The organism is Streptomyces sp. NPDC107538 (genome assembly GCF_055657445.1).
The window spans coordinates 869,568-887,625 of record NZ_JBVKAY010000002.1 but is presented as its reverse complement, the minus strand read 5'-3'; the positions used below and the strand labels follow the sequence as shown (position 1 = coordinate 887,625).

General features: G+C 71.6%; 12 protein-coding genes. 6 read left to right on the top strand and 6 right to left on the bottom strand.

Translation table 11 applies throughout. The features are described from left to right. From nuoL to ACZ7MG_RS09785, 6 genes are all read left to right on the top strand, one after another. Complete coding sequence (gene nuoL / locus ACZ7MG_RS09810; protein WP_471385195.1) at positions 1–1,896, top strand: NADH-quinone oxidoreductase subunit L; 1,896 nt, start codon at positions 1–3, stop codon at positions 1,894–1,896. Positions 1,897–1,901: 5 nt separating this feature from the next. Further along, on the top strand, positions 1,902–3,473 hold the full coding sequence (locus tag ACZ7MG_RS09805; protein WP_471385197.1) for an NADH-quinone oxidoreductase subunit M: 1,572 nt from the start codon (positions 1,902–1,904) through the stop codon (positions 3,471–3,473). Next, positions 3,470–5,119 carry an NADH-quinone oxidoreductase subunit NuoN gene (gene nuoN, locus ACZ7MG_RS09800; protein ID WP_471385199.1) on the top strand — a complete coding sequence of 550 codons (1,650 nt, stop codon included), beginning with the start codon at positions 3,470–3,472 and terminating at the stop codon, positions 5,117–5,119. The genes ACZ7MG_RS09805 and nuoN overlap by 4 nt, the downstream gene beginning before the upstream one ends. Positions 5,120–5,348: 229 nt before the next feature. Beyond that, the gene (recQ, locus tag ACZ7MG_RS09795; protein WP_471385201.1) at positions 5,349–7,511 is read left to right on the top strand and encodes a DNA helicase RecQ; all 2,163 of its coding nucleotides are present in this window, start codon (positions 5,349–5,351) and stop codon (positions 7,509–7,511) included. A 39-nt stretch (positions 7,512–7,550) separates the two neighbouring features. Then, positions 7,551–8,741: an AAA family ATPase gene (locus ACZ7MG_RS09790; RefSeq protein WP_471385203.1), complete on the top strand. Its 1,191-nt coding sequence runs from the start codon at positions 7,551–7,553 to the stop codon at positions 8,739–8,741. 25 nt (positions 8,742–8,766) lie between these two features. After that, entirely contained in the window at positions 8,767–10,488 is a 1,722-nt protein-coding gene (locus ACZ7MG_RS09785) for a VWA domain-containing protein (protein WP_471385204.1), read from the top strand. Positions 10,489–10,573: 85 nt separating this feature from the next. Here ACZ7MG_RS09785 and ACZ7MG_RS09780 read toward each other — a convergent pair whose 3' ends face one another. The 6 genes from ACZ7MG_RS09780 to ACZ7MG_RS09755 form a co-directional block, all read right to left on the bottom strand. After that, positions 10,574–13,495, bottom strand: coding sequence for a fumarate reductase/succinate dehydrogenase flavoprotein subunit (locus ACZ7MG_RS09780; protein WP_471385206.1), 2,922 nt, complete (start codon positions 13,493–13,495; stop codon positions 10,574–10,576). A 12-nt stretch (positions 13,496–13,507) separates the two neighbouring features. Beyond that, positions 13,508–14,338, bottom strand: coding sequence for an ABC transporter ATP-binding protein (locus ACZ7MG_RS09775; RefSeq protein WP_471385208.1), 831 nt, complete (start codon positions 14,336–14,338; stop codon positions 13,508–13,510). Continuing rightward, entirely contained in the window at positions 14,322–15,284 is a 963-nt protein-coding gene (locus tag ACZ7MG_RS09770) for an ABC transporter permease (RefSeq protein ID WP_471385210.1), read from the bottom strand. The genes ACZ7MG_RS09775 and ACZ7MG_RS09770 overlap by 17 nt, the downstream gene beginning before the upstream one ends. After that, the gene (locus ACZ7MG_RS09765; protein ID WP_471385211.1) at positions 15,281–16,630 is read right to left on the bottom strand and encodes an ABC transporter substrate-binding protein; all 1,350 of its coding nucleotides are present in this window, start codon (positions 16,628–16,630) and stop codon (positions 15,281–15,283) included. The genes ACZ7MG_RS09770 and ACZ7MG_RS09765 overlap by 4 nt, the downstream gene beginning before the upstream one ends. A gap of 16 nt (positions 16,631–16,646) precedes the next feature. Further along, positions 16,647–16,874, bottom strand: coding sequence for a 4Fe-4S dicluster domain-containing protein (locus ACZ7MG_RS09760; RefSeq protein ID WP_010986276.1), 228 nt, complete (start codon positions 16,872–16,874; stop codon positions 16,647–16,649). A 72-nt stretch (positions 16,875–16,946) separates the two neighbouring features. Continuing rightward, complete coding sequence (locus tag ACZ7MG_RS09755) at positions 16,947–17,747, bottom strand: GntR family transcriptional regulator (RefSeq protein WP_471385213.1); 801 nt, start codon at positions 17,745–17,747, stop codon at positions 16,947–16,949. Between the last annotated feature and the right edge of the window lie 311 nt (positions 17,748–18,058).

The following is an 18,058-nucleotide window of genomic DNA, read 5'->3' as shown; positions in this document are numbered from 1 at the left end:
GTGGAGAACCTGATTGCGCTGCTGGTCGCGGCGCCCCTGCTCGGAGCGGCCGTCCTGCTGTGCGGCGGCCGGCGCCTCGACGCCGTCGGCCACTGGATCGGCACCGCGCTCGCCGCCGCCTCCTTCGTCATCGGTGCCGTCCTCTTCGCCGACATGCTCGGCAAGGACGCCGAACACCGCGAGATCGGCCAGCATCTGTTCAGCTGGATCCCCGTCGAGGGCTTCCAGGCCGACGTCGCCTTCCAGCTCGACCAGCTGTCGATGACGTTCGTCCTGCTGATCACCGGAGTCGGCTCGCTCATCCATGTGTACTCGATCGGGTACATGGAGCACGACGAGCGCCGGCGCCGCTTCTTCGGCTATCTGAACCTGTTCCTCGCGGCGATGCTGCTGCTCGTCCTCGCCGACAACTACCTGCTGCTGTACGTCGGCTGGGAGGGCGTCGGCCTCGCCTCGTACCTGCTGATCGGCTTCTGGCAGCACAAGCCCAGCGCCGCCACCGCCGCGAAGAAGGCCTTCCTGGTCAACCGCGTCGGTGACGTGGGCCTGTCCATCGCCATCATGCTGATGTTCACCACCTTCGGGACCTTCGCCTTCGGGCCGGTCCTCGGGGCGGTCGGCGAGAGCAGCGAGGGCACCCTCACCGCCATCGCGCTGATGCTGTTGCTGGCCGCCTGCGGCAAGTCCGCCCAGGTGCCGCTGCAGTCCTGGCTCGGGGACGCGATGGAGGGCCCGACCCCGGTCTCGGCCCTCATCCACGCCGCGACCATGGTCACCGCGGGCGTCTACCTGATCGTCCGCTCCGCGAACATCTTCAACGCCGCCCCGGACGCACAACTCGTCACCACCATCGTGGGCGCGGTCACGCTGCTCTTCGGTGCGATCGTCGGTTGCGCCAAGGACGACATCAAGAAGGCGCTCGCCGGTTCGACGATGTCGCAGATCGGCTACATGGTGCTGGCCGCGGGCCTCGGCCCCATCGGCTACGTCTTCGCGATCATGCACCTGGTGACGCACGGCTTCTTCAAGGCCGGCCTGTTCCTCGGCGCCGGCTCCGTCATGCACGGCATGAACGACGAGGTCGACATGCGCAAGTACGGCGGCCTGCGGACGTACATGCCGGTCACCTTCGTCACCTTCGGCCTCGGCTACCTCGCCATCATCGGCTTCCCCGGTCTGTCCGGCTTCTTCTCCAAGGACAAGATCATCGAAGCGGCGTTCGCCAAGGGCGGCACCGAGGGCTGGATCCTCGGCGGCGTGGCCCTGCTGGGCGCGGCCATCACCGCGTTCTACATGACACGCGTGATGCTGATGACGTTCTTCGGCGAGAAGCGCTGGCAGCCCGACGAGCACGGCCACGAACCGCACCCGCACGAGTCGCCCAAGGTCATGACGATCCCCATGATCGTCCTGGCGGTCGGCTCGGTCTTCGGCGGCGCGTACTTCAGCATCGGCGACCGGTTCATCCACTGGCTGGAGCCCGTCACCCAGCACGCGCACGGCCACCCGCCGATCAGCGCGGCGGCGGTCACCACGGCCACCGTCGCCGTCATGGTCATCGGCGTCGGTCTCGCCTGGCTCCAGTACGGGCGCAAGCCCGTCCCCGTCGTCGCCCCGCGCGGATCGCTGCTCACCCGGGCCGCCCGGCGCGACCTCCTCCAGGACGACTTCAACCACGTCGTCCTCGTCCGCGGCGGAGAGCACCTCACGCGCTCCCTCGTCTACGTCGACCACACCCTGGTCGACGGCGTCGTCAACGGCACGGCGGCCTCGATGGGCGGCCTCTCCGGACGGCTGCGCCGGATCCAGAACGGCTACGCCCGCTCGTACGCGGTCTCGATGTTCGGCGGCGCTGCGATCCTCATCGCCGCGACCCTGCTGATGAGGGCGGTCTGATACCGATGTCCTTTCCTCTGCTGACAGCGACGGCGGCGCTCCCGGCCCTCGGGGCGATCGCCACGGCCGCCGTCCCGGCCCAGCGGCGCAACGCCGCGAAACTGCTGGCGCTGACCGTCTCGCTGGCCACGCTCGTGCTCGCCGCGATCGTCCTGTTCCGCTTCGACCCGGACGGCGACCGCTACCAGCTCACCGAGTCCCACGCCTGGATCGCGGACTTCGGGGTGCGCTACGAACTCGGCGTGGACGGCATCGCGGTGGCGCTGATCGCGCTCACCGCCCTGCTGATCCCGTTCATCATCCTCGCGGGCTGGCACGACGCCGACCCCCTGGAGACCGGGAACAAGCGCTGGCGGCCCACCCAGGGCTTCTTCGCCCTGATCCTGGCCGTCGAGGCGATGGTGATCATCTCCTTCGAGGCCACCGACGTCTTCCTCTTCTACATCTTCTTCGAAGCCATGCTCATCCCGATGTACTTCCTCATCGGCGGCTTCGGGGACCGTGCCCACGAGCACGGCGAGGAGACGGCGGCCACACAACGCTCGTACGCCGCCGTGAAGTTCCTCCTCTACAACCTGGTCGGCGGTCTGATCATGCTGGCCGCCGTCATCGGCCTGTACGTGGTCGCCGGGAACTTCTCGCTCCCGGAGATCGCCGAGGCCCGCGCCAACGGCACACTGGAGATGGCCACCAACACCGAACGGTGGCTGTTCCTCGGCTTCTTCTTCGCCTTCGCGGTGAAGGCGCCGCTGTGGCCGCTGCACACCTGGCTGCCCAACGCCATGCAGGAGTCCACCGCCCCGGTCGCCGTCCTCATCACGGCGGTCGTCGACAAGGTCGGCACCTTCGCGATGCTCCGCTTCTGCCTCGGCCTGTTCCCCGAGGCCAGCAAGTGGGCGACGCCCGCGATCCTCGTCCTCGCCCTCATCAGCATCATCTACGGGGCGCTGCTCGCGGTCGGCCAGCGCGACATCAAGCGGCTGGTGGCGTACGCGTCGATCTCGCACTTCGGGTTCATCATCCTGGGCATCTTCGCGATGACCAGCCAGGGCCAGTCCGGCGCGACGCTGTACATGGTCAACCACGGCATCTCGACCGCCGCCCTGATGCTGGTGGCGGGCTTCCTGATCTCCCGGCGCGGATCGCGGCTCATCGCCGACTACGGCGGGGTGCAGAAGGTCGCGCCGGTGCTCGCCGGCACGTTCCTGATCGGCGGCCTCGCGACACTGTCGCTGCCCGGACTCGCCCCGTTCGTCAGTGAGTTCCTGGTCCTGGTCGGCACGTTCGCGCGCTACCCGGTGGTCGGGATCATCGCCACCGTCGGCATCGTCCTCGCCGCGCTGTACGTCCTCGTCCTCTACCAGCGGACGATGACGGGCCCGGTGAAGGCGGAGGTCGAGGGGATGCCCGACCTGAAGGTGCGGGAACTGGTGGTGGTCGCGCCACTGATCGTCCTGCTGGTCTTCCTGGGCGTCTATCCGAAGCCGCTCACCGACATCGTCAATCCGGCGGTCGAGCACACCATGTCCGACGTCCAGAAGAAGGACCCCCAGCCCGAGGTGGAGGCGGCCAAGTGAGCGCATCAGCCGTCCACAGCCTGTGGACAACCGCGGCCGACCCGATCACGAAGATCGACGCGCCGAAGATCGAATACGGGCAATTGTCGCCCACCCTCATCGTCATCGGCGCGGCGATCATCGGGGTCCTGATCGAGGCCTTCGTGCCACGCAAGTCCCGTTACTACGCCCAGGTGTTCGTCTCCGTCGTCGCCCTCGCCGCCTCCTTCGCGGCGGTCGTCGCCCTCGCGGCCGGCGGCTACGGCACCACGAAGGCCGGCATCGCCGCCATGGGCGCCATCGCCGTGGACGGACCGGCCCTGTTCCTGCAAGGCACGATCCTCCTGGCCGGCATCCTCGGCGTCTTCACCTTCGCCGAACGCCGCCTCGACCCCGAGACCCACGGCAACAAGGTCGACTCCTTCGCCGCACAGGCCGCCTCCGTGCCCGGCAGCGACAGCGAGAAGGCCGCCGTCAAGGCCGGGTTCACCACCACCGAGGTCTTCCCGCTGCTGCTCTTCGCGATCGGCGGCATGCTGATCTTCCCGGCGGCCAACGACCTGCTGACCCTGTTCATCGCCCTGGAGGTCTTCTCCCTCCCGCTGTACCTGCTCTGCGCCGTGGCCCGCCGCAAGCGGCTCATGTCGCAGGAGGCCGCCGTCAAGTACTTCCTGCTCGGCGCCTTCGCCTCCGCCTTCACCCTCTTCGGCATCGCCCTGCTGTACGGCTACGCCGGCTCGGTGAAGTACGCGACGATCGCCCAGGTCGTCGACGGCACCATCGGCGACATCAACCCCGCCCTCGCCGACACCATGGGCAACGACGCGCTGCTGCTCATCGGCGCCGCCATGCTCGTCATGGGCCTGCTGTTCAAGGTCGGCGCGGTGCCGTTCCACATGTGGACCCCGGACGTCTACCAGGGCGCGCCCACACCGGTCACCGGCTTCATGGCGGCGGCCACCAAGGTCGCGGCCTTCGGCGCGCTGCTCAGGCTCCTGTACGTCGTCCTGCCCGGCCTGCGCTGGGACTGGCGGCCGGTCATGTGGGCCGTCGCCATCGTCACCATGCTGGCCGGCGCGATCGTCGCCATCACCCAGACCGACATCAAGCGGCTGCTCGCCTACTCGTCGATCGCCCACGCCGGCTTCATCCTCGCCGGTGTCATCGCGGCCTCGCCCGACGGTGTCTCGTCCGTACTGTTCTATCTGGGCGCCTACTCGTTCGTGACGATCGGTGCCTTCGCCGTGGTCACGCTCGTGCGGGACGCGGGTGGCGAGGCGACCCATCTGTCCAAGTGGGCCGGGCTCGGCCGCAGGTCACCGCTGGTGGCGGCGGTGTTCGCGGTCTTCCTGCTGGCCTTCGCGGGCATCCCGCTGACCTCCGGGTTCGCGGGTAAGTTCGCCGTGTTCAAGGCGGCGGCGGAGGGCGGGGCAGGCGCGATCGTCGTGGTCGGTGTGATCTCCTCGGCCATCGCCGCGTTCTTCTACATCCGCGTCATCGTGCTCATGTTCTTCAGCGAGCCGCGCCCCGAGGGCCCGACGGTCGCCGTGCCGTCGCCGCTGACCATGACCGCGATCGCGGTCGGAGTCGCCGTCACGCTGGTGCTCGGCGTCGCGCCGCAGTACTTCCTGGACCTGGCGGGACAGGCCGGAGTGTTCGTGCGCTGACGCTCCGCTCGGGCGCGACGCACCGGCCACGGTTCGTACGACGGGGCCCGGCCTCCTCCATGGGGGCCGGGCCCCGTCGTACGTCTGAGCGAGCCGCTGAGCGGTCTCGACACAGCCCGCACGGGTGGAGCCTGTGGATAACTCTGAGGCTGTCGGTGCGGGCGCCTATCGTGGCAAGGGCTGGAGGAACCACGGACGGCACAGGACGCAAGGGCGCGGGGGACGGGCGATGATCGGGACGGGCGGGACGAGTGTGATGGCGGACGAGGGCAGGACGACCGGAGCGGACAGCGAGGCGCTGGCCGTGCTCCACCGGGTCTTCGGGTACGACGCCTTCCGGGGCGAGCAGGAAGCGATCATCGAGCATGTGGTCGCGGGCGGCGACGCCGTCGTGCTCATGCCGACCGGCGGCGGAAAGTCCCTGTGCTACCAGATCCCGTCCCTGGTCAGGCCGGGCACGGGCATCGTCGTCTCCCCACTGATCGCCCTCATGCAGGACCAGGTCGACGCGCTGCGGGCGCTGGGCGTGCGCGCCGGGTTCATCAACTCCACGCAGGACTTCGACGAGCGGCGCGTGGTCGAGGCCGAATTCCTCGCCGGCGAGCTGGACCTGCTCTACCTCGCACCGGAGCGCCTGCGGCTCGACACCACCCTGGACCTCCTGGGGCGCGGCAAGATCTCGGTGTTCGCGATCGACGAGGCCCACTGCGTCTCCCAGTGGGGCCACGACTTCCGCCCCGACTACCTCTCCCTCTCCCTGCTCGGACAGCGCTGGCCCGACGTCCCGCGCATCGCGCTCACGGCCACCGCCACCCGCGCCACGCACCGCGAGATCACCGAGCGGCTGGGAATGCCCCGGGCCCGGCACTTCGAGGCCAGCTTCGACCGGCCCAACATCCAGTACCGGATCGTGCCCAAGGCCGACCCCAAGAAGCAGCTCCTGTCCTTCCTGCGCCAGGAGCACGCAGGTGACGCGGGCATCGTCTACTGCCTCTCCCGCAACTCCGTCGAGCGGACCGCCGAGTTCCTCAGCAAGAACGGCGTCGAGGCGGTCCCGTACCACGCGGGCCTCGACGCGGGCACCCGCGCGGCACACCAGTCGCGGTTCCTGCGCGAGGAAGGACTCGTGGTCGTCGCCACGATCGCCTTCGGCATGGGCATCGACAAGCCCGACGTACGGTTCGTCGCCCACCTCGACCTGCCGAAGTCGGTGGAGGGCTACTACCAGGAGACCGGCCGAGCCGGTCGCGACGGACAGCCCTCCACGGCCTGGATGGCCTACGGCCTCAACGACGTCATACAGCAGCGGAAGATGATCCAGGGCAGCGAGGGCGACGAGGCGTTCCGCCGCCGGGCCGCCTCCCACCTCGACGCGATGCTGGCGCTCTGCGAGACCGCCCAGTGCCGGCGCGGCCAGCTCCTGCAGTACTTCGGCCAGGAACCCCAGGCCACGGGCTGCGGCAACTGCGACACCTGCCTCGTACCGCCGGAGACCTGGGACGGCACGGTCGCCTCGCAGAAGGTGCTCTCCACCGTGGTGCGGCTGCAGCGGGAGCGGGGACAGAAGTTCGGCGCCGTGCAGATCGTCGACATCCTGCTGGGCCGGCGGACCGCGAAGGTCATCCAGTTCGACCACGACCAGCTCTCCGTCTTCGGCATCGGCGAGGAACTGGCCGAGGGCGAATGGCGGGGCGTCGTACGGCAGTTGCTCGCCCAGGGCATCCTCGCGGTCGAGGGCGAGTACGGCACGCTCGTGCTCACCGAGGAGAGCGGGGCCGTACTGCGAAGAGAACGGGACGTGCCGCTGCGCAAGGAGCCGAAGAAGCCGGTGACCTCGCGGGCGGCATCGGGCGGCGGATCGGGCGGCGGGTCGGGGGGCTCCGGCTCCGGCCGGGGCGAGCGCAAGGCCAAGGCGGCGGCCGTCGAGCTGTCGGACGACCTGGTCCCCGTCTTCGAGGCGCTCCGCGCCTGGCGCGCCGAACAGGCCCGCGAACAGGGCGTCCCCGCCTATGTCATCTTCCACGACGCCACCCTCCGCGAGATCGCGGCCACCGCCCCCGCGTCCGTCGCCGAACTCGGCACGATCAGCGGAATCGGCGAGAAGAAGCTGGCGACGTACGGGGAGGGCGTGTTGGGGGTGCTGGCTTCACTGGGCGGAGCCGGAGCCGGGGCCGGGGCCGGGGCCGGAGCCGGTGCTGCGGCCGTGGCTGGGAGCGGGACCGGGGGCGGAGCTGGGACCGGGGCCGGGAGCGGGGCTGTGGCTGCGGACAAGCCGTCGGCCGTCGCTTCCGGCGGGGCGAAGGGCGCGGCGCGGGGGGCGTCCACGGAGGCGGACGCCGCCTTCGACTGGCCGGACGACGAGCCGGAGCCCGAGTTCGACGACTGGGCGTAGGGGACACCCGACACAGAGGTGAGGGGAGGGGGTCGGGCCATGGAGGCGCAGGACACGGCGCAGAAGCTGCGGGCGATCAGCGGGGAGCTGGCGGACCGCTTCTACGAGCGGGCCGACGTGGTGCGCACGCTCGTGGTGACACTGCTGGCCGGGCAGCACTCGCTGCTGCTCGGCCCACCCGGCACGGCGAAGTCCGAGATGGCCCGGGAACTCACCGCCAGGTTCGACGGGGCGGCGTACTGGGAGATCCTGCTGTCGAAGTTCACCGCGCCGACCAGGATGTTCGGTCCCATCGACGTCGCCGCGCTGACCCGGGGCGAGTACCGCCAGGTGTACGAAGGCCGCGCCACGACCGCGCATGTCGCGTTCATCGACGAGATCTTCAAATGCTCCACGGCCGCGCTCAACGAGACCCTGGGCTACCTCAACGAGCGGATCTACCACCCCGAGAACGGCGGCGAGCCGATCCGCTGCCCGCTGATCGGGGCCATCACCGCCAGCAACGAACTGCCCACGGGAGAGGACTCCGCCGCGATCTACGACCGGCTGCTGGTGCGGATCGAGGTCGGCTACCTGGAAGACCCCTCGAACTTCGCCGCGCTGGTCCGCTCCGCCGTCAGCCGCCCGAAGCCACCGACACGGACCACCGTCGAGCTGACCGCGCTGCGGCAGGCCGTCACCGAGGACGTCCCGGCCGTGGAGGTGCCCGACGGCATCGTGGACGCGGTGTGCACCCTGCGGGCGGCCCTGCGCCGCAGGGAACTCGTCGCCTCCGACCGCCGCTGGCGGCAGGCGGTGGGACTGCTCCAGGCGTCCGCTTACCTCGACGGCCGCCCGGCGGTCGCCGAGACCGACCTGTCGATCCTGACCCATGTGCTGTGGGACTCCCCGGCCGAACGCCCCACCGTCGAACGCGAGGTGCTGCACCTGGTCAACCCCGACGCCAAGGAGGCGCTCGACCTGGCCGACGCCATGGACGAACTGGAGGCCCAACTCGACGCCATGGCCGGGCAGTCCCGCGAGGCACTGAGCGAATGGGTCATCAAGAAGGCCCACAACAAGCTGGCCACGGCGGGGAAACGGCTGGAGCAACTGCGCGAGGAGGCGATGGGCGCCGGCCGCTCCACCGCCGCCATCGACCGTGTCACCGGCCGCCAGCGCGCCGTCCGCGCCCGCGTCCTCACCGAGGCCCTCGGCGTGGACGCGAGCACGGTGCAGGCCAGGCTCTGAGATCCGGGGGAGGAGGGGGACAGCCATGCAGGTGGCATCGAGCAAGCTGGACGAGTTGGTGGGCCGGGCCGGGGAGTGGGTGGGGCTGTCGGCCGCCGGGGCCGAGCGGTACACCGGGGCGGTGGTCGGGGACCGGTTCGACCGGATCGCGTGGCGTGACACCTACGAGCAGTCGGCCGGTCTGCGCGAACTGGCCGAGGAGCTGAACCGGCACGACGGCGGGGAACACGGCGACGGTCGCGCCGCCGACGAGGGCAACACCGCCGACCACGGCCACACCGCAGGCCACGGCCACACCGCCGGCCACGGCCGCGTCGTCGACCTCCTCCGTGACGTGTTCCTGGCCGCGTACAAAGTCCGCCCGAAGCTGCGTGAGCGCGGGGAGATGGTGCCCGCCCGGCTGGTCAACCACCAGGTGATCAGTTCGCTGGTGGAGTCACCGGAGTTCACCGAACTGCACCGGGAGACGGCCGGCGATCCCTACGCCGCCGCCATGGCCGTGCTCGCCCAGGCCGAGGCGCTGCGCCGGATGCTGGACCACACCCGGGACGCCCGGGAGCGGGCCGAGCAGGCGAGCAAGGCCCGGGCGGCGGCCGAGGACGCGGCGACCACCGTGGGCGAGAAACTCCGGCGGGCGGCGGGCGAGACCGACGAGGACGGCACCGTGCGGGCACAAGCCGCCGACGCCGTACGGCGGGCGATCGAGCACGCCGAGAGCGCCGGGGCCGAGGCGCGGCAGGCCACCCAGGACGCCGAGCGAGCTGTCGCGACGGCGGCGCCCGGCATCCGCACCGCCGCACGGAACGCGGTGGCGCGGGCCGCCGAGACCGTGCGGCAGGAGGCCGCGCTGATGCGGGCGTGGGGCGTCGGCTCCGGCGAACTGGAGCGGATGCGGTTCGACGAGCGGGCCCGGCTCGCCGAACGGCTGCGCACCGGCCGCCTCGCGGAGTGGGCCGAACTGATCGGCCGCTTCCGGCGGATGGCCGACGGCGAGCGCGCCCGCAAGGTGGAGAACGCGGTCGGCGAACTGGTCGGCGTCACCCTCGGCGACGACCTCTCCCGGGTCATCCCCTCCGAGCTGGCCAACCTCGGACTGCCCGGGCTGCGTGCGGTGTTCGCGGCGCGGTACGCCGCCGGGGAGCTGATGCTCTACGACAGCCAGGGGGAACAGCCGACCGGCAAGGGGGCCGTCATCGCGTGCGTCGACACCTCGCACTCCATGTACGAGGCGGGCCCCGGCGGTGTCACCCGGGAGGCGTGGGCCAAGGCGTGCGCCCTGGCCCTGCTGGACCAGGCCCGCCACGCGGGGCGGGACTTCGTCGGCATCCTCTTCTCCGCCGCCGACAAGATCCAGGTCTTCCATTTCCCCGGGGACTCCCCCGGGGACCGGTCCGCCGACCTGGCCCGGGTCATCGACTTCGCGGAGACCTTCCTCGGCGGCGGCACCAGCTACCAGACGCCCCTCACGGCGGCCGGTGAACTGCTGAGGGAGGAGTACGACGACACGGCCCGCACCCGCGGGGACATCGTGATGATCACCGACGACGACTGCGGTGTCACCGCGGACTGGATGCGCGGCTGGCAGGACGCCAAGCACGAGCTGGGCTTCCGCGTCTTCGGCGTGGCCGTCGGCGCCCCACGCGTCGCCGAGTCCGACTCGGTCCTCGACACCCTCTGCGACAACCTCCGCTCCATATCCGACCTCACCGACGTCCACGCCGCCGCCGACCTGTTCCGCGTGATCTGACCCGACCGCGTCCGGGTGGGAGGGCGAGAGGCAGGCCGTGGTTGTCGGGGCGGGATGCGTTGTCGTGGTCGGCCCGCCGCGGGACCTAGGCCGACAGCGCCCGGGACGCGTAGGCCCTGACGTCGGCGTCGGAGTCCTTGGTGGCTGTGGTGAGGGCCGTGCGGGCGGCGTCGGAGGTGGTGTGGCGGGTGAGGGAGAGGACGGTGGCTTTGCGGACGTCGGCGTTGGGGTCGGTGAGGGTGGTGGTCAGGGCCGGGACGGCGAGGGGGGTGGGTGCGGTGGAGAGAGCGGTGGCGGCGCCGGCGCGGACCTGCCAGGCGGGGTCGGTGAGGGCGGTCACGGCCCCGGGGGCGAGCTGGGGAGGGCAGCCGACGGTGCCCAGGGCGCCGTAGGCGGCGGCGCGTACCAAAGGGTCCGGGTCGTCGGTGAGCGTGGTCAGGGTGGTGAGGACGACAGGGAGGGGGGGAGAGGGGTCGGGGGCGTTCGTCGAGATCGTGGCCAAGGCCTTGGCGAGGATGACGCGGACCTCGCGGGACGGGTCGGTGGGGGCCGCGTGGGCGAGTTCGGTGGCCGCGTCGACCGAGACGAGGGCGCGTACGGCCTCGATCCGGACGCCGATGTCGGAGTCCGTCAGGGAGCCCGCGAACAGGGCGGTGTCACCGAGGCTCAGCGCGCGCAGGACGTCCAGGGCGGCGGCGCGGACGACCGGGTCGGGCTCGCCCAGGGCGGCGGCGAGGCCGTCGCGGAGGGCGGGCTCGGGCGGGAGGGTCTCGACGAGTTCGCGGAGTGAGGCCGCGGCGGCGGCGCGTACCTCGGCGGCGCCGTCGCGGAGCGCCTCGGCGAGGGCCGGGCCGGTGCCCGGCGGGAGCGTCTCGGTGAGGACGGCCACCGCCTCGCGCCGGACGGCCGGCGCGGGGTCGGCCAGGTAGGGCCGGAGGGCGTCGAGTTCGGGCTGCTCCTCGGCGAGGGCGACCAGTTCGAGGAGGCGGGTGGGGGCGGTGTGGGGGGTGGGGTGGGAGGGGAGGGGGAGGGCCCCCCTCCCAGACCCGGACCCAGACCCGGACCCAGACCCGGACCCAGACCCGGACCCGGAGCCGGAAGCCGAGTCGCCGTCCGAGCCCGAGCCCCCGTTCGACCCTCCGTCCGACCCCGCCACCGCCGCCACCCCCGCCAACTCCGCAGCCTCGTCCCCCGCCCCCGCAGCCCCGTCCCGGGCCACAGGTGCCAAGTCCCGGGACCCCGCTGTGGCCACGTTCTCCGCGTGGACCTCGCCCAGGTGGCGGGAGGGGCCGCCGACGGGGGTGAAGTCGTCGAGGGGGACCAGGTAGGGGGCTACGGGGCGGGCGGTGAACTCCATCGCTCCGGAGGGGGACTTGTGCAGGTCGAGGTGGTGGAACCAGGAGGTGTCGTCGCGGTGGGGGTGGTCGAGGCGGTCGTGGTAGAGGCCCCAGCGGGACTCGGTGCGGGCCAGGGAGGCGCGGGCGGCCATCTCGGCGCAGTCGCGGATGAAGGAAACCTCGGCGCAGCGCATGAGTTCGTGCGGGGTGCGGGCGCCCATCTCGGCGATGTCGTCGCGCATGCGCTCGAACGCGTTGAGGGCGAGGGAGAGTCGGGAGCCGGACTTCGGGGGCGCGACGTAGTCGTTGACGAAGCGGCGGAGTTTGTACTCGACCTGGGGCTGCGGGGGCCCGTCCGGGTTGCGGAGGGGGCGGTAGATCAGCTCGTGGGCGTCGCGGAGCTGGTCGGCGGGCAACTCGCCCTCGTAGGGGGCGTACTGGGAGGCGTCCGCGCCCGCGAGGTCGCCGAAGACGAAGGCGCCGATCATGTAGTTGTGCGGGACGCAGGCGAGGTCGCCGGCGGCGTAGAGGCGGGGGACGGTCGTACGGGCCTGGTCGTCGACGCGTACGCCGGAGGCGGAGTGGCCGCCGCACAGGCCGATCTCCGAGATGTGCATCTCGATGTCGTGGGTGCGGTAGTCGTGGCCGCGGCCGGAGTGGAAGGTGCCGCGGGTGGGGCGTTCCGTCGTGTGCAGGATCGATTCGAGGGCGGAGACGGACTCCTCCGGGAGATGGCTCAGCTTCAGGTAGACGGGGGCGCGGTCGGAGGCGATCTCGGCGGCGAACTCGGCCATCATCTGGCCGGACCAGTAGTCGGAGTCGACGAAGCGTTCGCCGTGCCGGTTGACCTGGTAGCCGCCGAAGGGGTTGGCGACGTAGGCGCAGGCGGGGCCGTTGTAGTCCTTGATCAGCGGGTTGATCTGGAAGCACTCGATGCCGGTGAGTTCGGCGCCCGCGTGGTAGGCCATGGCGTAGCCGTCGCCCGCGTTGGTGGGGTTCTCGTAGGTGCCGTAGAGGTAGCCGGAGGCGGGGAGGCCGAGTCGGCCGCACGCGCCGGTCGCGAGGATCACGGCACCGGCGCGCACGGTGACGAACGCGCCGGTACGGGTGTTGAACCCGGCGGCCCCCACCGCCCTGCGCTCCGCGCCCTCGCCGGCCGTGAGCACGCGCACCGGCATGACCCGGTTCTCGATGCGGATCCTCTCCCGCATCTCGCGTCGCCGCAGCTGCCGGTAGAGGACCTTCTTGACGTCCTTGCCCTCGGGCATGGGCAGCACGTACGAGCCGGAGCGGTGGACCTGGCGGACGGCGTACTCGTTGTGCTCGTCCTTCTCGAACTTCACCCCGTACGACTCCAGTCGCCGGACCATGTCGTAGCCGCGGGTGGCGGTCTGGCGGACGGTGGACTGGTCGACGATGCCGTCGTTGGCGCGGGTGATCTCGGCGACGTAGTCGTCGGGCTCGGCGCGGCCGGGGATGACGGCGTTGTTGACGCCGTCCATGCCCATGGCGAGGGCGCCGGAGTGGCGGACGTGCGCCTTCTCCAGGAGCAGGACGTTCGCGCCGTGCTCGGCGGCGGTCAGCGCGGCCATGGTGCCGGCGGTGCCGCCGCCGATGACGAGGACGTCGCAGGAGAGTTCTTCGGCGGCGGTGAGGGCGGGGATCTCCACCAGAGGGGCCTTTCAGGAACCGAGCGAGGTCAGGACGTCGCGGCGCAGGGTCGCGCGGGCCGGGTCGTCGTGGGCGGTGCGGTCGCGGGGGCGCGGGATGTCGCGTACGGCGGTGAGGCGGCCGGAGCCGAGGAGGGCCACGCGGTCGCCGAGGAACAGGGCCTCGTCCACGTCGTGGGTGACGAAGACGACCGTGGCGCCCGTGCCCCGCAACACCTCCACCAGCAGGTCCTGCATCCCGGCGCGGGTCTGGGCGTCGAGCGCCCCGAACGGCTCGTCCATCAGGACGGCGCGGGGGCGCCCGGCGAGGGCGCGGGCGAGTTGCGCGCGCTGGCGCTGTCCGCCGGAGACGCGGTGCGGCAACTGCCGGGTGTACTCGGCGAGTCCGACCCGGGAGAGCCACTGCTCGGCCTGGGTACGGCGTTCGGCGCGGGGCAGGCCGCGGATGGCGAGGGGGAGTTCGACGTTGGCGCGCAGGGTGCGCCAGGGCAGGAGGGCGTCCTCCTGGAAGACCAGGGCGCGTTCGGCGGACGGGCCGGTCAGGGGCTCGTCGTCCTGGGTGATCTCGCCGGCGAGCGGTGGCAGCAGGCCCGCCAGGGTGCGCAGCAGGGTCGACTTGCCGCAGCCGGACGGGCCGACGACGGTGAGGATCTCGCCGGGCGCGATGTCCAGGTCGACGCCGGTCAGGGCGACGGCGTCCGGGCGGCCCAGGTCGGCGCCCCGGAGCGCGAGGCGGGTGCCGCGTGCGGTGCCGCGTACGCCGGCGGGCGCCTGCTTGTCGTACGCCTCCCTCGCCGGTGCCTCTTCACGGGCGTGGGCCCGCGTCTCAGACGAGGTGCTCATCACGGGCCTCCTCGGCCTCGACGGTGGCGGTGGGGGTCGCGGACGCAGCGGTGGACGCGGTGGACGCGGCAGGGGCGGCCGGTGGCACCGCGGCACGGGGCGCCCGGGGGCGTGCGGCGGGGGCGTACGACGTACGCGGGAGCCAGTGGGTGAGGCGGCGGCCGAGCAGTTCCACGGCGGTCGAGGTCAGCCAGCCCAGGACGCCGATCGTGGCCATGCCGACGAAGACGCCGGGGTAGTTGACGACCGTGTAGTCCTGCCAGGTGCGGTAGCCGACGCCGTACTGGCCGGAGATCATCTCGGCGGAGATCACACAGATCCAGGACACCCCGATGCCGACCGACAGGCCGCCGAAGATGCCCGGCAGCGCGCCCGGCAGGACGACGGAGGCGAGGACCCGCCACCGGCCGCCGCCCATCGTGCGGACGGCCTCCTCCCACACCGGGGTCAGCGCCCGGACGGCGTGCCGGGTGGAGACCAGGACCGGGAAGAACGCGGCGGTGAAGGTGATGAAGACGATGCCCTGTTCGTTGGAGGGGAACAGCAGGATCGCGACCGGGACCAGGGCGATCGCCGGGATCGGGCGGATCACCTCCAGGACCGGTCCGAGCAGGTCCTCGGCGAGCCGGGACCGGGCGATCAGGATGCCGACCGCGACCCCCAGCACCGCCGCCAGCAGGAAGCCGGTGAGGATGCGGGTGAGGCTGTCGGTCAGGTCCGTCCAGTAGTCGGGGCCGGAGACCCGGTCCGCGAAGGCGTGCGCCACGTCCGTGACCGTGGGGAACTGCGAGAACCGCAGCCATACGTCGACGTCCTGGCTGGTCAGCAGCTGCCAGAGGGCGAGGGCCGCGACGAGGGAGAGGGCGCGCAGGGCGTAGCGGGCGGCGGCGGGCCGGGAGCCCACCCTCCGTATGCGTCGGCCGGCGGCTTTGGCGGGGCGGCTCACGACGCCCGCTCCAGGGCGGTGGCGTACGTGACGATCTCGGCGCCGTCGTGCCCGGCGACGTAAGCCTTCGCCGTGGCCGGGGCGACGAAGGGGAGGAGCTGGTCACCGTCGGCGACCCACACCGCCTTGTCGGCGAACCACTGCGTCCCGGTCGTGGCGTCGGGGACGTACGCGGCGCGGACGGCGCCCTTGTGCGCGGCGACGTGGGCGAGCAGCTCGGCCGGTGTCTTGAAGGACTCGGTCTCGTCGGCGCCCTTGGACCAGACCTCGCTCTCGGCGGGGGCGGGGGCCGCGGCGAGCTGCTTCTCGTACGCCGACGTGCCGAGCGCCTTGCGGACGTACCGGTCGTCGACGAAGGCGTCCACGTCGATGTCGCCCGTCAGCTTGGCGGCCTTGAGGATCGGGACGTCCTTCTTCAGGGCGGCGATCAGCGCGGGCTTCAGGGCCGGGTCGAAGGTCGCGATGCCGTGGGCGCCGTTGTAGAGGTAGACGACCTCGGCGGGCAGCCCGGTCGCGTCGGCGACCTTCTCGGCGGCCTTCACGGGGTGCTCGTTCAGGTAGTCCGTGGCCTGGGCCTGGGCCTTGAGGAAGGCCTCCAGGACGGCCGGCCGCTGCTCGGCGAAGTCCTCGCGGGCGGTCACGCCGTGGAAGGTGGGGAGGTCGAGCTGCGCGCCGTCGTACAGGGCCTTCGCCTTGCCCTGGTACGTCAGCAGGCCCGGCCACGCCACGAACTGCGAGAGCGCGTCCGCGCTGCCCCCGGAGAGGGACGAGGCGCCGACGGCCGGCTGCTGGTTGAGCTTCTCGATGTCCTTGTCGGGGTCGAGGCCGGCGTCCCGCAGCGCTCGTACGAGGGTGCCGTCGGCCGCCGAACCGACGCTCGTCGAGACCTTCTTGCCCTTCAGGTCCTTGAGCGTGCCCAGCTTCGAGTCGGGCGCCGTGACGATGGTGTTGAGGCCGCCCCGGAGGTTGTAGCCGGTGGCCGCGACCAGCCGCGTGGGCTTGCCGAGCTGTTTGCCGCGGGCCGCGTTGAGCAGCAGCGGGAAGTCGCCCATCGAGCCGATGTCGATCTTCCCGGCGGTCATCTGGGCGGTGATGGGGGCGCCGGTCGCGTAGTCCTGCCAGTCGACCTTGTACGTCCTGCCGTCGCCGAGCGCGTTCAGCTGGTCCTCGAAGTAGCCGAGGGAGCGCAGCAGGGTGCCGGCGGTGACGGTGTTGATGGTCTTGGACTGGTAGCCGACGGTGACGGTGACCGTGGAGCCGTCGCCCCCGGCCGCCGCGCTGCCGCCGCAGGCCGTCAGGGGCGCGAGCAGCAGCAGGGAGGCGGCGATGACTGCCTTGTGTTTCATGGGAGTTGGGGACCTTTCACCGGAGCAGGTAGGGCATGTTGACCGTGACGGCTCCGGTGGGACAGCGGGCCGCGCACGGGCCGCAGTACCAGCACTCGTCGACGTGCATATAGGCCTTGCCGTTGCTCTCGTCGATGGCGAGGGAGTCCAGCGGGCACATGTCCACGCACAGGGTGCAGCCGTCGATGCACTTCGACTCGTCGATGGTCACGGGCACGTCGGCCCGCTGGGGCGCCAAGGGCATGGCTGTCTCCAGGAAGGTCCTACAGGGACGGGAAGGTCCTACGAGTTGGGGCGGAATTCGGCTTGGAAGTTGCTACGAGCGGTGCAGCAGGCCGCTCATGGTGATGCGGTCGCCCCGGAAGCGGATGAACTCCAGGTCGACGGGGCGGCCGTCGGCGAGGTGGGTCAGGCGTTCCAGCATCAGGACGGCCGAGCCGCGCGGTGCTTCGAGTACGGCGGCGGAGTGGGTGTCCGCGTTCACCGCCTCCAGGGTGATCTCGGCGTGGCCGAGGCGGCGGCCGGTGATCGTCTCCAGCAGGCGGAAGACGTCGGTGTTCTCCAGATCGGCGCCGAGCAGGGCCGTGCCGAGGTCGAGGGTGCCGAGGGTGAGGGGGATGTAGGTGAGGTCGAGGGAGAGGGGGAGGCCGTTGAGGCGGCGCAGGCGTTCGATGTAGAGGACGTCGGTGCCGGGTGGGAGGTGCAGGCGGTCCGCCACGGGGGTGGGGGCGGGGGCGGGGCCCATGGTGCGGACCTCGTTGGTGACCGTGCCGTGTTCGCGGAGGGTTTCCGCGAGGCCCCTCAGGTGGTCGAGGCCGTGGGGGTATTTCTGGGCGACGACCACGGTGCCGATGCCGGGGGAGCGTTCGACGAGGCCTTCGGCGCGGAGGAGGTCCAGGGCCTCGCGGACCGTGTTGCGGGTGGCGCGGTAGTCGGTGGCGAGGGTGGACTCGTGGGGGAGGACGCCGTTCTCGAAGCCGTCGGTGAGGAGTTGGCGGCGGAGGAGATCGGCGAGTTGCCTGGCCTGGTCCGCACGCAGCCGGCGCCGTGCGCGGTGGGCGGCGACGGTGGTCGCGCCCTGGCCGGCGTGGTCCCGGATGCGGTCGGTGGGTGGCATGTTTTGAACCATACCGAGATGGTGGGGAAAGAAATGTTGCGGGAGTGTTGCGCCATGTGAGGGGGTGGCGGTCAGGGGGTTGAGCTGGGGTTTTGCGGTGGGTGTGAGGAAGATCTGCCACCGGGGTGTCCAGTGGGTGGGAATGCTGTGCCGGTGGCTGGGATGTGACGTTGCCGGGGGCTGGGCGGGGGTGGGTCCCGCTGCTCGGCGGCTACGAGGCGCCGCCTGCGCCCACCCGTGCCGCCCCAGCGGCACGATTGCCCGCAGGGGAAACGGACGGTACTGCCGCGCCCCGAAGGGGCGCGGGGAAC

Coding starts and splice junctions, on each gene's coding strand:
- recQ (WP_471385201.1), top strand. CDS start 5,349: ATGATCGGGACGGGCGGGACGAGTGTGATGGCGGACGAGGGCAGGACG.
- ACZ7MG_RS09805 (WP_471385197.1), top strand. CDS start 1,902: ATGTCCTTTCCTCTGCTGACAGCGACGGCGGCGCTCCCGGCCCTCGGG.
- ACZ7MG_RS09765 (WP_471385211.1), bottom strand. CDS start 16,630: ATGAAACACAAGGCAGTCATCGCCGCCTCCCTGCTGCTGCTCGCGCCC.
- ACZ7MG_RS09785 (WP_471385204.1), top strand. CDS start 8,767: ATGCAGGTGGCATCGAGCAAGCTGGACGAGTTGGTGGGCCGGGCCGGG.
- ACZ7MG_RS09775 (WP_471385208.1), bottom strand. CDS start 14,338: ATGAGCACCTCGTCTGAGACGCGGGCCCACGCCCGTGAAGAGGCACCG.
- ACZ7MG_RS09755 (WP_471385213.1), bottom strand. CDS start 17,747: ATGCCACCCACCGACCGCATCCGGGACCACGCCGGCCAGGGCGCGACC.
- ACZ7MG_RS09790 (WP_471385203.1), top strand. CDS start 7,551: ATGGAGGCGCAGGACACGGCGCAGAAGCTGCGGGCGATCAGCGGGGAG.
- ACZ7MG_RS09760 (WP_010986276.1), bottom strand. CDS start 16,874: ATGCCCTTGGCGCCCCAGCGGGCCGACGTGCCCGTGACCATCGACGAG.